Origin of the sequence: Pantoea sp. sgz302252, assembly GCF_042610525.1 — a bacterium.
GTDB lineage: Bacteria > Pseudomonadota > Gammaproteobacteria > Enterobacterales > Enterobacteriaceae > Erwinia.
The window spans coordinates 48,735-62,847 of record NZ_JBHDVM010000017.1 but is presented as its reverse complement, the minus strand read 5'-3'; the positions used below and the strand labels follow the sequence as shown (position 1 = coordinate 62,847).

Sequence of the window (14,113 nt, the reverse complement as noted above, 5' to 3'; positions counted from 1 at the left end):
CAATAAGCAATAAGGATAAAAGATGGCTACCCCTCATATTAATGCAGAAATGGGCGATTTCGCGGACGTAGTGCTGATGCCGGGCGATCCGCTGCGCGCTAAGCATATTGCGGAAACCTTTTTGCAGGATGCCGTGGAAGTCAACAACGTGCGCGGCATGCTGGGCTATACCGGCACCTATAAAGGCCGCAAAATCTCCGTGATGGGCCACGGCATGGGCATTCCTTCCTGCTCAATCTACGCCAAAGAGCTGATCACCGAATTCGGCGTGAAGAAAATCATTCGTGTGGGCTCCTGCGGCGCGGTGCGCGAAGACGTTAAGCTGCGCGATATCGTGATCGGCATGGGCGCCAGCACCGATTCCAAAGTAAACCGCATGCGCTTTAAAGATCATGATTTCGCGGCAATTGCGGATTTCGACATGGTGCGTAATGCCGTAGATGCAGCGAAAAACCTGGGCGTGGAAGCGCGTGTGGGTAACATCTTCTCCGCCGATCTGTTCTACACGCCGGATCCGCAGATGTTCGACGTAATGGAAAAGTACGGCATCCTGGGCGTAGAGATGGAAGCAGCAGGCATTTACGGCGTGGCGGCAGAGTTCGGCGCAAAAGCGCTGGCGATCTGTACCGTTTCCGACCATATCCGTACTCATGAGCAGACCACGGCGGCCGAGCGCCAGACCACCTTCAACGAGATGATCGAGATCGCGCTGGAATCCGTTCTGCTGGGCGACAAAGTCTGATTTGATTTCTCTTCGCCGGACGCGGCGAAGAGAAAACCGCTAAAGTATCTATTCACAAATCCCCGGTATCACGGATTATTATCCTTTATCTTCAAGCCACTAAGTGCTAAATATCTATTCATCAATCTATTCACGATCGGCGATTATGTCTGAGATTAGCACGCTGCTTTTACATGGCCCGCTTGACGCCGCCACGCTGATGAGCCGCCTGGGTATCAGCCAGGCTACGCTGTCGCGCGCGCTTTCTGCTCAGCCGCAGGTGCTAAAGTTTGGCCGTGCGCGGGCCACGCGCTATGCGCTACTGCGTCCGGTTCGGGAAGAGAGCTATTTCCCACTCTGGCGGATTGACGAACAGGGTCTGGCGCGCCGCGCCGGAGGGCTTTACAGCATCTGGCCTGCGGGTAGCTGTGTCATTGAGGATAGCCAGGGAAACTGGCAGCAATTTGATGGCCTGCCATGGTATCTCAGCGATATGCGTCCGCAGGGTTTTCTGGGGCGAGCCTGGGGCAAAGAGTGTGCTTTGCGGCTGGGGCTGCCAGAAGATATCCGCCAGTGGAATGAAGATCATTGCCTGATTGCCCTGAGCCGACGGGGCAGCGAAATGCCCGGCAACTGGCTTATCGGCGAGCAAAGTTATCAGCAATGGCTACGGCAACCGGTGCCGGAAATCATCCGGCAGCAGGAAAAACGCCACAGCTATCCGCAACTGGCCGAGAAAGTAATGATCGGCGAGGATATCGGCTCGTCCGCTGGCGGCGAGCAGCCAAAGTTCGCCTGCTGCGTCGAACTGCCTGGCGGCGGCTGCACGCATCTGCTGGTCAAGTTCACGCCGCCGCAGCGTAATCAGAATAGTCAACGCTGGCGCGACCTGCTGCATGCGGAAGCGCTGGCTTTGCAGCTGATGACGGAGTGGGGCCTTGCCTCCGCGCAGGCCAGCATTGTCAGTACGCCGGACGGGCAAACCTTTCTGGAGGTGGCGCGCTTTGACCGTCTCGCGGAAAGAGGCCGCAAAGGGCTGGTTTCGCTGGAGGCGGTGCAGGCAGAGTTTTCCGGTACGCCGACTCGCTGGCCGCAGGCTTTGCAAGGCCTGGCGGGGCAAAAACTGATTTCACCTGAGGATGCGGCGCGGGGCATACTGCAATGGGCGTTCGGTCGATTGATCGCCAACGGCGATATGCATAGTGGCAACCTGGCTTTTTTCCACGGCGCGTCTGGCCTGGTGCTGACGCCCGCTTACGATATGCTGCCGATGAGTTTCGCGCCCAACAGCAGCGGCCATATGCGCGAGGTGCCGCCGAAGATTGAGCTGGATGCCGCCGTACCGCGCGAGGTCTGGCAGCAGGCGCTGGCTATGGCGCAGCAGTACTGGCGGATGATCGTATCAGGGTCGGAATGGAGCGAAGATTTCAGGAAGATAGCGGTGGATATGCAGCAAACGTTGGTAACGCTGGAGCCACATATTCACCGCATGGCGTAGCCGCTAATTTTTTTCCGCTGGCGTCTCGTCATTGTCCTCTTTTACCGGATGGTTGGCGGTAAGCAAAAAAGGCGACTGCTGCCAGCGCGTGCGGCGGTCTCTGAGCAGCGTACGGGTAAGGATAATGCCGATAGCCAGCGCCAACAGCATCATCAGCCGCAGGATATTCGTGGTATTATCGACCTGCCGCGAATCTGTTGCCAGCACATGGGTATCCAGCGTTACGCGCAGAAAACCGCGTGGCCCGTCCGGGCTAATTAACGGTTCTACCAGCTGATGGTTAAAATAGCTGCCTGCCCGCTGGCCATCCAGCGCCAGCCGGTCGCGCACCTCGACGGTTTCGCCGCTACGCGCCAGCAGCGCGCCGCTGTCGTCGTATACCGAAGCGTCCAGGATGCGGCTCTCTTTGGTCAACTGCGTCAGGATCCCAACAATTTGCTGGCGATTATCATCGCCGTTTTCCATTAGCGGCGTCAGGCTAAAGGCGACCTGGCGCGTCAGCGTGCGCGCCAGTTCCTCTACCTGCTCTGAACGGGCCATCTGGTGGCCCATACTGAACCACGAGGCGCCCTGCATCAGCACGACCAGCAGCGCCAGGCAAATCAGAACGATCGCCGTGCGGTGCAGCCGAAATGTTAGTTTGGCTTTTGCCATTTTTGCCCTTGAGATTTTGTCCGGAAACGGAACCGCATTTATGTTGCCAGAAGCAGGCGAGACAGGGTAGCCTCTTGCGTGATTAATCTGTCCCCAACAGGAGCTGTAATGCCAAATAGTCTGACCTGGTGCGACCTGCCTTCGGATGTCTCTCTCTGGCCGGGTTTGCCCCTTTCCCTTAGCGGCGACGAAGTGATGCCGCTGGATTACCGCGCTGGCCGCACCGGCTGGCTTCTGTATGGACGCAATCTGAATAAAGATCGCCTGACGGCGCTGCAGCATCGGCTGGGCGCGGCGATGGTCATCGTCAGCGCCTGGGCGGTGGAAGACTATCAGGTGATCCGTCTGGCGGGCTCACTGACGCCGCGCGCTACCAAACTGGCGCACGAAGCCGGGCTGGATGTCGCGCCGCTGGGCCGCATTCCGCATCTGAAAACGCCAGGCCTGCTGGTGATGGATATGGATTCCACCGCGATCGAGATAGAATGTATCGATGAGATAGCCAAACTGGCGGGCAGCGGCGAGCTGGTGGCGGAAGTCACCGAACGAGCGATGCGCGGCGAGCTGGATTTTACCGCCAGCCTGCGCCAGCGCGTGGCTACACTGAAAGATGCCGATGCCAATATTCTGGCGCAGGTGCGCGCGGAGCTGCCGCTGATGCCGGGCCTTAGCTCGCTGGTGCACAAGCTACAGGCGCTGGGCTGGCATGTGGCTATCGCTTCCGGCGGCTTTACCTATTTTGCGGAATACCTGCGCGACACGCTGCATCTTTCCGCTATTGTCGCCAACGAGCTGGAGATCCGCGACGGCAAGCTGACCGGCGAAGTGCTGGGCGATATCGTCGATGCGAAGTACAAAGCCGAGACGCTGCGTAAACTGGCGAAACGCTTTGAGATAGCGCCGGGACAAACCGTGGCGATTGGCGACGGCGCCAACGATCTGCTGATGATCCAGGCTTCCGCGCTGGGCATCGCCTATCACGCCAAGCCAAAAGTGAACGAGAAAACAGAAGTGACCATCCGTCATGCTGACCTGCTGGGCGTGCTCTGCATCCTGACCGGCAGCCTGATCCACGAAGAACGCTAAGGGGTAGATTTGGCCAAAGCGGTAAAACGCGCCTTTGTTTGTAATGAATGCGGCGCAGACTATCCACGCTGGCAGGGGCAATGCAGCGCCTGCCACGCCTGGAACACTATCACCGAGGTGCGCCTGGCGGCGTCGCCGACGGTGGCGCGCAACGAACGTCTGACCGGCTATGCGGGCAGCGCTGGCCCGAGCCGCGTGCAGAAACTCTCTGAAATTAGCCTGGAGGCGCTGCCGCGCTTCTCGACCGGCTTTAAAGAGTTCGACCGCGTGCTGGGCGGCGGCGTGGTGCCGGGCAGCGCTATTCTGATCGGCGGCAATCCCGGCGCCGGGAAAAGTACGCTGCTGCTGCAAACGCTCTGCAAGCTCTCTGAAGGCATGAAAACGCTCTACGTCACCGGCGAAGAGTCGCTGCAGCAGGTAGCGATGCGCGCGCATCGTCTGGGCCTGCCGACCGGCAACCTCAATATGCTTTCGGAAACCAGCATCGAGCAGATCTGCCTGATCGCCGAGCAGGAGCAGCCGAAGCTGATGGTGATCGACTCCATCCAGGTGATGCATATGGCGGATATCCAGTCCTCGCCCGGCAGCGTGGCGCAGGTCAGGGAAACCGCCGCTTACCTGACACGCTTCGCCAAAACGCGCGGCGTGGCGATCGTAATGGTCGGGCACGTGACTAAAGACGGCTCGCTGGCCGGGCCAAAGGTGCTGGAACACTGCATCGACTGCTCGGTGCTGCTGGATGGCGATGCGGATTCCCGTTTCCGCACGCTGCGCAGCCATAAAAACCGCTTCGGCGCGGTAAACGAGCTGGGCGTTTTCGCCATAACGGAACAGGGCCTGCGCGAGGTCAGCAATCCTTCCGCTATCTTTCTCAGCCGCGGCGATGAAATCACCTCCGGCAGTTCGGTAATGGTACTGTGGGAAGGCACGCGGCCGCTGCTGGTAGAGATTCAGGCGCTGGTGGATCACTCCATGCTGGGCAACCCAAGGCGCGTGGCGGTCGGGCTTGAACAGAACCGCCTGGCAATCCTGCTGGCGGTGCTGCATCGTCATGGCGGGCTGCAAATGGCCGATCAGGACGTTTTCGTCAACGTGGTCGGCGGCGTGAAAGTTACCGAAACCAGTGCCGATCTGGCACTGATGCTGTCGATGGTCTCCAGCCTGCGCGACCGTCCTTTGCCGCAGGATCTGGTGGTTTTTGGTGAGGTCGGCCTGGCCGGAGAAATCCGCCCGGTACCAAGCGGCCAGGAACGTATTTCCGAGGCGGCCAAGCACGGCTTCCGCCGCGCTATCGTGCCTATCGCCAACGTGCCAAAGAAAACGCCGGAGAATATGAAAGTCTACGGTGTGAAGAAGCTGGCCGATGCGCTGGCGATCCTCGACGAGCTTTAACTTAGCCGCGGAGCGTTTCCGGCGCTCCGCACTTCAAAGCGGCGGAACGCACGCCCGTTATGCAGGAGGCACCCGGTGTCGTCATTTGATTATCTGAAAACGGCTATTCGCCAGCAGGGCTGCACGTTGCAGCAGGTGGCGGAAGCCAGCGGCATGACCAAAGGCTATCTCAGCCAGCTGCTCAACGCTAAAATCAAAAGCCCCAGCGCGCAAAAGCTGGAGGCGCTACACCGCTATCTCGGGCTGGAGTTTCCGCGCCGCGAGAAAACCATTGGCGTGGTCTTCGGCAAGTTCTATCCGCTGCATACCGGCCATATCTATTTGATCCAGCGCGCCTGTAGCCAGGTAGACGAGCTGCATATCATCATGGGCTATGACGAACCGCGCGACCGCGAGCTGTTCGAAGCCAGCGCCATGTCGCAGCAGCCTACCGTCAGCGACCGCCTGCGCTGGCTGCTGCAAACCTTCAAGTACCAGAAAAATATCCGCATCCATTCGTTTAACGAAGAGGGCATGGAGCCTTATCCGCACGGCTGGGATGTCTGGAGCCGCGGCATCAACGACTTTATGGAAAACCACGGCATCATCCCGAACCGGGTTTATACCAGCGAGGAGCTGGATGCGCCGCAGTATCAGGAGCATCTGGGTATCGAGGCGGTGTTGATCGATCCCAAACGATCCTTTATGAACATTAGCGGCGGCCAGATCCGCCAGGATCCTTTTCGCTACTGGGAATATATCCCGACGGAGGTAAAACCCTTCTTTGTGCGCACGGTGGCGATACTGGGCGGTGAATCCAGCGGTAAATCGACGCTCGTTAACAAGCTGGCAAATATTTTTAACACTACCAGCGCCTGGGAATTTGGCCGCGACTATGTTTTCTCTCATCTGGGCGGCGACGAGATGGCGCTGCAATATTCTGACTACGATAAAATCGCGCTGGGGCAGGCACAGTACATCGATTTTGCGGTGAAATACGCTAACAAGGTCGCTTTTATCGATACCGATTTTGTGACCACTCAGGCGTTCTGTAAAAAGTATGAAGGGCGCGAGCATCCGTTCGTGCAGGCGCTGATTGATGAATACCGTTTCGATCTGGTGATCCTGGTTGAAAACAACGTGCCCTGGATAGCGGACGGCCTGCGTAGCCTGGGCAGTTCGGTAGATCGCAAGGAGTTTCAGGCGCTGCTGGTGTCTATGCTGAAAGCGAACAATATCGAGTTCGTGCACGTCGAGCAGGATAACTACGATGAACGTTTCCTGCGCTGTGTCGAGCTGGTACAGGAGATGCTGGGCACGAAATCCACGGCCAGCCAGGGATAGCGAGAATATCGGGAGCGCCGCAGCGCTCCCGGTTTGGCGCTTATGCCAGCGCCCGTAGCGCGTTTACGCTGCGCTGATGCACAAACAGTCCCAGCAGCGCCATACCGGTTAAAGCCAGCACGCTGGCCAGCAGGAAGGCCGAGGAGTAGCCGCCGCCGTACTGGATCAAAAAGCCGGTAATACCCGGCGATAAAATCCCCGCCAGATTTGCCAGCAGATGCACAAAGCCGCCAGCGGTGCCGATACGCTCGGCAGGCACAATATCCTGCAGCAGCGACCAGCACGCCTGCGGCGTCATATAGGCGAAGACGCTGGCCAGAGTAATCAGCGAGACGGCAATAGTCACGCTGCTCGCCCAGGCAGTCAGCATTACGCAAACGGCCGCTACCGCCAGCCCGAAGAAAATCACCAGTTTACGCGACAGCAGAAAATTGCCGGTGCGGCGGAACAGCGCGTCGGAGATCACGCCGCCGCCGATAAAGCCGACGGTAGCGCCCAGCCAGGGCAGAATGCCGATTAAACTCATGCTTTTGATATCCAGATGCTGAAAATCAGTCAGATAGCTGGGCAGCCATGACAGAAAGAAGAACTGGATATAGTTAAAGCAGAAAAAGGCCGCCGCCACGCCAAGCACCGGTAGGGAAAGCACATAATGCCAGAGCGGCGTTTTGCTGGCGTCGCCCGTTTTGGTTACGCGCGTGGCGGGACGCTGGGCGGCAATCATCTGCCGTTCCGGCTCGCCAACGCGCGGATGCTGTTCCGGCCGGTCGCGAAACAACCATAGCCAGAAAGCCAGCCAGACGAAGCCCAGCGCGGCAATTACCATGAAAGAGACACGCCAGCCGAAATGCAGCCCGACCAGCCCAACCACGGGCGCGGCAATAGCAGCACCCAGCGGCTGGCCTGCGTTAGTGAAGCCAACGGCGCGGCCCACTTCCTTACGGGGAAACCAGTTAGAGATAGATTTATTGGTAGTGGTGCCCATTGGCCCTTCGCCAATGCCGAACAGCACGCGCACAATCAGCAGATGGGCGAAGCTGCCTGCCAGCGCGGTCGCGCCGCAAAACAGCGACCAGATAGCCGCTGCCCAGCCGAATACCTTGCGCGGGCCGTAACGGTCAGCCGCCCAGCCGCCCAGAAAGCAGAACAGGCAGTAACCAATAAAAAAGCAGCTGAACAGGATGCCCATCTGCGCATCGTCAATCTGCAAATCTTTTTTTACCAGCGGCGCCATCACCGACAGCGCGGCGCGATCCAGATAATTCAGCACACCGGCGAAAAAGAGCAGCAGGGCCACAACGCTACGATAGTTTTTAAACATGATTTGCCTCCGTGCTTAAAGTGATGTGGCTGAGCGTGTACTCTTTCAGCACATCGGCGTCCGGCTGGAAACCCAAGCCTGGCGTGGCGGGTAGCTGCATTGTTGGTTTGAAATCCAGCTGCGGATAAAGCAGCGGCGAGAAGCGGATATAGGGTACTTCCAGCTGAATGTCAGCGGGCAAAGCGGCGACCAGATGTGCCGTCGCCAGTAAGCCCGCGCCGTAGTAGAAGCAGTGCGGCACCACTTTGATACCGTAGCTGGCGGCCTGCTCCATTACGCGCAGCGCGGCTGTAATACCGCCGACTTTGGCTACGCTGGGCTGCAGAACATCCACAGCACCAGCGCTATAGTAAGTCTCGAATCCCCATTCGCCGGAAATGTTTTCGCCTGCGGCTATTGGCGTGCCCGCGCGGCGCACTTCCGCCAGGCCTGCTATATCATCCGGCGGCCAGATCGGCTCTTCCAGCCAGCCCAGCTTCAGCTCAGCCAGCTGGCGAGCGCGGCTACTGGCTTCCGCGACCGTCCACGGGCAGTTTACATCCACCATTAGCCTTGCCTCTGCGGGCAGCGCGGCTTTAGCGGCGGCAATGGCGGCATATTCGGTTTCGTGCAGTTTCAGCGTGCGGAATCCTGCCTGCCATGCGCGTTTTACCTGGTGGGCAACTTCTTCGGGCTGGTTGTTATAGCTGACCAGGCTGGCGTACAAACCGATTTCGCTGCGCGTGGCGCCCAGCAGTTGCCAGAGCGGCTGTTGCAAATGTTGCCCCAGCAAATCCCACAGCGCGATATCTATTGCTGACAGCGCGTAGCGTACAGGCCCGCTGCGGCCAAAGGCATGCAGGGCTTTTTCCGCCTCGCTGACCAATGCCGCCAGCGCTTCACGGCTTTCGGGCACCTTCTTACCCAGGAAAAGCGGGATCGCCAGCGATTCCAGCGCCTGCGCCGTTACCGGATTACACAAGTGGCCGAAGCCTTCTCCCCAGCCCTGGTGACCGTCGTCGGTGGTGATGCGCACCAGCAGCGTTTCCATCCTGGTTAACGCGGGCGAAGCGGCGTTCCATGCCGTTTCCGCCACTGGCGTCTGGCGATCGCTGGCGAAAGGAATAGCGAGGCGAATCACCTCAATGTGACTGATTTTCATGCCATAAACCTCTTTTGTAGGAGGGCCGGCGGCTTATAATCGGCTATAGGAGCGCCGCTGGCCGGACAGGATAAGCATGCTGCCGGTTCAGTATAAAAAGGCGTTCGGGCTGCGGCATCGTACAGCCGCCCAGGGATGGCGGAAGAAGTTGAGTTAAAATTTGGCAACTGGCTAAGCGGCTGAGGGATGGGTCACAGAAGCGGGCCGCCGCAGACAGCGGCGGCCCTGAGGCTGGTAACTACAATCAGTAAACCATTACCACTTTGCCGCGCATATGGCCTTCCAGCACCAACCGGTGGGCTTCGGTCAGCGTTTCCACGCTCAGGCCGTGTAGCGTTTTGCTCAGTGAAGTCGTGACTTTGCCTTCGTCCAGCAATTTCGCGGTCGCCGCCAGAACCTCTCCCTGACGGGCGATATCCGGCGTGTTGTACATGCTGCGGGTATACATAAATTCCCAGTGCAGCGCGGCGCTTTTCAGCTTGAGCTGATCCATATTAAGCGGCTTCTCGTTTTCCACGATGGTGCAGATCTGGCCCTGTGGCGCAATCAGCTGCGCCAGCGTTTCCCAGTGGCCGTCGGTGTCGTTCAGGCAAAAGATATAGTCCACCTGCTTCAGGTTATGCTTTTCCAGTTCCGCAGGCATATCTTTGTAATCGATCACCAGGTCGGCGCCGCGATCTTTACACCACTGCGCCGAATCAGGACGCGAAGCGGTAGCGATGATTTTAACCTTGCTGTGCAGCTTAGCGAACGGGATCGCCAGCGAGCCGACGCCGCCCGCGCCGCCCACTATTAACAAAGTTTTGCCTTCTTCAGCCTTATCAATATGCAGACGGTCGAAAAGACCTTCCCAGGCCGTCAGCGCGGTAAGCGGAATAGCTGCGGCTTCCGCCCAGTTCAGCGAGGCAGGTTTATGACCGACAATGCGGGAATCGATAAGTTGCTGAGTCGCATTGCTGCCCGGACGGGTAATATCGCCCGCATAGTAAACCTCGTCGCCTGGCTTAAAGCCGCTGGCCTGGCTGCCCACTTCCAGCACCACGCCGCTGGCGTCCCAGCCCAGGATACGTGGCTCATCGAGACCCTTTTTCTGCGCGCCTTTATGTACTTTCGTATCAACCGGGTTTACCGAGGCGGCTTTTACCTCAACCAGCAGATCGTAGCCTTCAGGTCCACGCTTATCTGTTTGTATTTCAATAAATTGATCCGGTTTTTCTGGATTAACGGCAATAGCTCGGATTGTCATAGCGCATCTCCTTTAAGTTGTGCTATTGAGTGTAGAAGCTAAGCAGGCTAATGATAAGCCGTACAATTACTAATTCAGTGTTCGTTTCAGGTGAACAATTATGTTTAAGCAGCTACAGGACATGGCTCTTTTTGCCATGGTAGCCGAGTGCGGTAGTTTTACCGGCGCGGCGAAACGCGCGGGGCTTCCTAAATCAAGCGTCAGCCAGCGCATTAGTCAGCTTGAGCAGGCGCTGGGATTGCGCCTGATTAACCGCACCACCCGTCAGCTCAATCTGACCTTTGCCGGCGAGCGTTATCTGGTGCATTGCCGGGAGATGCTACAGGCCAGCGAAAGGGCTGGCATGACCATAGATCGGCTGCGGGACAATCCCAGCGGGCGATTGCGTATTACTTCACCCGCTGGCATTGGCGCTACGCTGCTGGCGCGCTTCAATGCCGCTTTTCAGAAGACTTATCCGGATGTCACGCTGGAAGTTTCCGTCTCCGATCAGGTGCACGACATCGTACAAGAGGGTTTTGATATTGCGTTGCGCACCGGACAGCCACAGGAATCGTCGTTGATTGGGCGGCGGGTCGGCTACTGCAAGCGTCTGCTGGTGGCTTCGCCAGCCTATCTGGCGCGCTATGAGGCTTTGACGCATCCGCAGCAGCTGGCCGATCATCGCTGTATCGCTCATCGGGTATGGAACGAGTGGCCGCTAAGAAAAGAAGATGAATATTACCGCTGGCAGCTCCCGCCGGTGCACACCACGGATAATCTGCTCTATGCGCGGGAGTGCGCGCTGGCCGACGCAGGTATTACGCTGCTGCCGGAAATGCTGGCTAAAGAGATGCTGGCCGAAGGCAAGCTGGTAGAGGTATTACAGGAGTGGAAAGCGCTGGGTAGTGAACTGTGGCTGGTGTACCCAAGCCGCAAACTGAATTCGCCTGCGCTGGTGCGCTTTGTGGATTTTGCGCTGGAGTCAGAGATATTCAGAGAGTTTTATAAATAGGAAAATGCCGCGCCCGTAATGAACTGGGCGCGGTGCAGGCTTTTACTTGGTCATACGCTTGTACTTGATGCGTTTTGGCTCCAGGGCTTCGGCGCCCAGGGTACGCTTCTTGTACTCTTCGTATTCGGTAAAGTTACCTTCAAAGAACTCGATCTTGCCTTCGTCCTGGTAATCCAGGATATGGGTAGCGATACGGTCCAGGAACCAGCGGTCATGCGAGATCACCATCGCGCAGCCCGGGAATTCCAGCAGGGCGTTTTCCAGCGCGCGCAGGGTTTCGATATCCAGGTCGTTGGTTGGCTCATCAAGCAGCAGCATGTTGCCGCCAACCTGCAGCAGCTTGGCCAGATGCAGACGACCGCGCTCGCCGCCGGAAAGTTCGCCCACGCGTTTGCCCTGATCGACGCCTTTAAAGTTAAAGCGGCCAACATAGGCGCGGCTTGGCATCTCGGTGTTGCCGATACGCATAATATCCTGGCCGCCGGAAACTTCTTCCCAAACGGTTTTGGAATTATCCATGCTGTCGCGGAACTGATCGACCGAGGCCAGCTTCACGGTATCGCCCAGCACGATGCTGCCGGAATCCGGCTGTTCCTGACCGGACATCATGCGGAACAGCGTGGATTTACCCGCGCCGTTCGGGCCGATGATGCCGACAATAGCGCCTTTCGGTACTGAGAAGGAAAGATCGTCAATCAACACGCGATCGCCATAAGATTTGCGCAGGTTGCTGACCTCCAGCACTTTATCGCCCAGGCGCGCGCCTGGCGGAATAAACAGCTCGTTGGTCTCGTTACGCTTCTGGTAATCGGTGTTGTTCAGCTCTTCAAAGCGTGCCAGACGGGCTTTGCCTTTAGACTGACGGCCTTTGGTGCCGGCGCGCACCCACTCCAGCTCTTTCTCAATCGATTTACGGCGGGCCGCTTCGCTTGAGGCTTCCTGCGCCAGACGAGCATCTTTCTGCTCCAGCCAGGAAGAGTAGTTGCCTTCCCACGGAATGCCTTCACCACGGTCCAGCTCCAGGATCCAGCCTGCCACATTGTCCAGGAAGTAACGGTCGTGGGTAATCGCAACCACGGTGCCTTCGAAGTCGTGCAGGAAACGCTCCAGCCAGGCCACGGATTCCGCATCCAGGTGGTTGGTTGGTTCGTCCAGCAGCAGCATATCTGGTTTTTCCAGCAGCAGACGGCAGAGCGCGACGCGGCGGCGCTCACCACCGGAAAGATTCGCAACTTTGGCATCCCAGTCCGGCAGACGCAGCGCATCGGCGGCGCGTTCCAGCTGAGTATTCAGGTTGTGACCGTCGTGCGCCTGGATAATCTCTTCCAGACGGCCCTGTTCAGCGGCCAGCTTGTCGAAGTCCGCATCTTCTTCTGCGTAGAGCGCGTAGACCTCGTCCAGGCGCTTCAGCGCGCCGACGACTTCGGCCAGCGCTTCCTCTACCGATTCACGAACGGTGTGCTCCAGGTTGAGCTGCGGCTCCTGCGGCAGATAGCCGATTTTGATGCCGGGCTGCGGGCGAGCTTCCCCTTCGATATCTTTATCGATGCCGGCCATAATGCGCAGCAGCGTTGATTTACCCGCGCCGTTTAAACCCAGTACGCCGATTTTCGCGCCCGGGAAAAAGCTCAGGGAGATATTTTTCAGGATATGACGCTTCGGCGGAACCACTTTGCCGACGCGATGCATGCTATAGACGAATTGAGCCACGTAGGATGAGCCTCTTGGTGTCTGTGTAATAACCGGGCAGTCGCTGCCCTTTCAGATAGCGAAGTTTAGCTGGTTTCACCCGGCAATCACAGACGCAGACGGCAGATTATGCTCAGAGTGTCGGGTAGCGCAGCGCGACGTCCGCCTGTGCCAGCTGGCTTGCAAGCGCTTCCGGCGCGGCTGCGTCGCTGATTAACATATCAAACAAAGCGAGATCGCCGATGCGCGCAGGCAGCACTTTGCCGAATTTGCTGCTGTCCGCCACCAGGATTTTTTGGCTGGCGCGCTGTAAAGCCTGATGCTTCATCGGCAGCTCGTTAAGGTTGAAGCAGGTAACCCCTTGTTCGGTATCGATGCCCGCCGCGGAGATAAATGCTTTTTCCGGGCAGAGATTATCGATAACCGATCCCTGGCCAAGCGGCGTAAAAATCGCATTGTCGGCATGAAACTCGCCGCCGTTGAGGATCACTTTGCAGCGAGGCTTCTCCTTGAGCGCCAGGAAGGTATTGACCGCGCAGCAGATAGCGATAAATTCCAGTTCATTATCAATAGCATCAATAATCCACGGCATCGTGGTGCCGCAATCGAAGAAAACAGTGTCGCCAGGCTGGATCAGCGTAGCCGCCAGCTGGCCCAGCAGCCGCTTTTTCTCTACGTTGTGCGTCTGCTGGTCGGTAACGAAATAGTGACGCTGGCTGCTTTTGGGATCGTTAACGATATAGCCGCCAAGCAGCGCCACGGAAGAAGGCTGCTCGCCCAGATCGCGGCGAATAGTCATTTCGGAAACGCCCAGCAGCGCCGCCGCCTCTTTCAGATGGATCTTGTCGGTACGCTTTAATGCGTGAGCCAGTTTTTTTACTCGCTCGCTGCTGCGGGTTTCCATAAGAAGTTGTTCCTGCATGGCAATGTCGAAGGCCGCTTTCTCGCATAAAAAGCTGCTATTTTAGTAGGTTGCGCAAAGAAGCGGGCAGATAGGCTATCTTACCCGCATTGGGAAAAGGCCGCAAACGGCAGCGCCTGCGAATCT

Annotated in this window: 12 protein-coding genes; 6 read left to right on the top strand and 6 right to left on the bottom strand. The window is 57.9% G+C overall.

The annotated features are described in order from the left end of the window. Window positions 1-22 precede the first annotated feature (22 nt). Both deoD and yjjJ read left to right on the top strand, forming a co-directional pair. Window positions 23-742, top strand: coding sequence for a purine-nucleoside phosphorylase (gene deoD / locus ACETPC_RS22010; RefSeq protein WP_380184601.1), 720 nt, complete (start codon window positions 23-25; stop codon window positions 740-742). Window positions 743-887: 145 nt separating this feature from the next. Then, window positions 888-2,219: a type II toxin-antitoxin system HipA family toxin YjjJ gene (gene yjjJ, locus ACETPC_RS22005; RefSeq protein WP_380184600.1), complete on the top strand. Its 1,332-nt coding sequence runs from the start codon at window positions 888-890 to the stop codon at window positions 2,217-2,219. Between the two features lie 3 nt (window positions 2,220-2,222). Here the strand turns inward: yjjJ and ACETPC_RS22000 are convergent, their stop codons facing one another. Further along, complete coding sequence (locus tag ACETPC_RS22000) at window positions 2,223-2,873, bottom strand: YtjB family periplasmic protein (RefSeq protein WP_380184599.1); 651 nt, start codon at window positions 2,871-2,873, stop codon at window positions 2,223-2,225. Window positions 2,874-2,981: 108 nt separating this feature from the next. Here ACETPC_RS22000 and serB point away from each other — a divergent pair, with 108 nt between their 5' ends. From serB to nadR, 3 genes are all read left to right on the top strand, one after another. After that, window positions 2,982-3,959, top strand: coding sequence for a phosphoserine phosphatase (serB, locus tag ACETPC_RS21995; RefSeq protein ID WP_380184598.1), 978 nt, complete (start codon window positions 2,982-2,984; stop codon window positions 3,957-3,959). A gap of 9 nt (window positions 3,960-3,968) precedes the next feature. Next, window positions 3,969-5,351 carry a DNA repair protein RadA gene (gene radA / locus ACETPC_RS21990; RefSeq protein ID WP_380184597.1) on the top strand — a complete coding sequence of 461 codons (1,383 nt, stop codon included), beginning with the start codon at window positions 3,969-3,971 and terminating at the stop codon, window positions 5,349-5,351. 75 nt (window positions 5,352-5,426) lie between these two features. Further along, the gene (nadR, locus tag ACETPC_RS21985) at window positions 5,427-6,674 is read left to right on the top strand and encodes a multifunctional transcriptional regulator/nicotinamide-nucleotide adenylyltransferase/ribosylnicotinamide kinase NadR (RefSeq protein WP_380184596.1); all 1,248 of its coding nucleotides are present in this window, start codon (window positions 5,427-5,429) and stop codon (window positions 6,672-6,674) included. A 40-nt stretch (window positions 6,675-6,714) separates the two neighbouring features. Here the strand turns inward: nadR and ACETPC_RS21980 are convergent, their stop codons facing one another. The 3 genes from ACETPC_RS21980 to ACETPC_RS21970 form a co-directional block, all read right to left on the bottom strand. Next, window positions 6,715-7,995 carry an MFS transporter gene (locus ACETPC_RS21980; RefSeq protein ID WP_380184595.1) on the bottom strand — a complete coding sequence of 427 codons (1,281 nt, stop codon included), beginning with the start codon at window positions 7,993-7,995 and terminating at the stop codon, window positions 6,715-6,717. Next, entirely contained in the window at window positions 7,988-9,136 is a 1,149-nt protein-coding gene (locus tag ACETPC_RS21975; protein WP_380184594.1) for a mandelate racemase/muconate lactonizing enzyme family protein, read from the bottom strand. Before ACETPC_RS21975 ends, ACETPC_RS21980 begins: the two co-directional genes overlap by 8 nt. 244 nt (window positions 9,137-9,380) lie before the next feature. Continuing rightward, window positions 9,381-10,382: a zinc-binding alcohol dehydrogenase family protein gene (locus tag ACETPC_RS21970; protein WP_380184593.1), complete on the bottom strand. Its 1,002-nt coding sequence runs from the start codon at window positions 10,380-10,382 to the stop codon at window positions 9,381-9,383. Between the two features lie 97 nt (window positions 10,383-10,479). Here ACETPC_RS21970 and ACETPC_RS21965 point away from each other — a divergent pair, with 97 nt between their 5' ends. Then, window positions 10,480-11,376, top strand: a complete 897-nt coding sequence (locus ACETPC_RS21965) for a LysR family transcriptional regulator (protein ID WP_380184623.1) — start codon at window positions 10,480-10,482, stop codon at window positions 11,374-11,376. Between the two features lie 42 nt (window positions 11,377-11,418). Here the strand turns inward: ACETPC_RS21965 and ettA are convergent, their stop codons facing one another. Next, the gene (gene ettA, locus ACETPC_RS21960) at window positions 11,419-13,086 is read right to left on the bottom strand and encodes an energy-dependent translational throttle protein EttA (protein ID WP_380184592.1); all 1,668 of its coding nucleotides are present in this window, start codon (window positions 13,084-13,086) and stop codon (window positions 11,419-11,421) included. 112 nt (window positions 13,087-13,198) lie between these two features. Continuing rightward, window positions 13,199-13,969: a DNA-binding transcriptional repressor DeoR gene (deoR, locus tag ACETPC_RS21955; RefSeq protein WP_380184591.1), complete on the bottom strand. Its 771-nt coding sequence runs from the start codon at window positions 13,967-13,969 to the stop codon at window positions 13,199-13,201. Window positions 13,970-14,113: the final 144 nt, after the last annotated feature.

Bases quoted from the DNA above. Each gene is read 5' to 3' on its own strand.
- deoD (WP_380184601.1), top strand. From the start codon at position 23: ATGGCTACCCCTCATATTAATGCAGAAATGGGCGATTTCGCGGACGTA.
- yjjJ (WP_380184600.1), top strand. From the start codon at position 888: ATGTCTGAGATTAGCACGCTGCTTTTACATGGCCCGCTTGACGCCGCC.
- ACETPC_RS22000 (WP_380184599.1), bottom strand. From the start codon at position 2,873: ATGGCAAAAGCCAAACTAACATTTCGGCTGCACCGCACGGCGATCGTT.
- serB (WP_380184598.1), top strand. From the start codon at position 2,982: ATGCCAAATAGTCTGACCTGGTGCGACCTGCCTTCGGATGTCTCTCTC.
- ACETPC_RS21980 (WP_380184595.1), bottom strand. From the start codon at position 7,995: ATGTTTAAAAACTATCGTAGCGTTGTGGCCCTGCTGCTCTTTTTCGCC.
- ACETPC_RS21975 (WP_380184594.1), bottom strand. From the start codon at position 9,136: ATGAAAATCAGTCACATTGAGGTGATTCGCCTCGCTATTCCTTTCGCC.
- ACETPC_RS21970 (WP_380184593.1), bottom strand. From the start codon at position 10,382: ATGACAATCCGAGCTATTGCCGTTAATCCAGAAAAACCGGATCAATTT.
- deoR (WP_380184591.1), bottom strand. From the start codon at position 13,969: ATGGAAACCCGCAGCAGCGAGCGAGTAAAAAAACTGGCTCACGCATTA.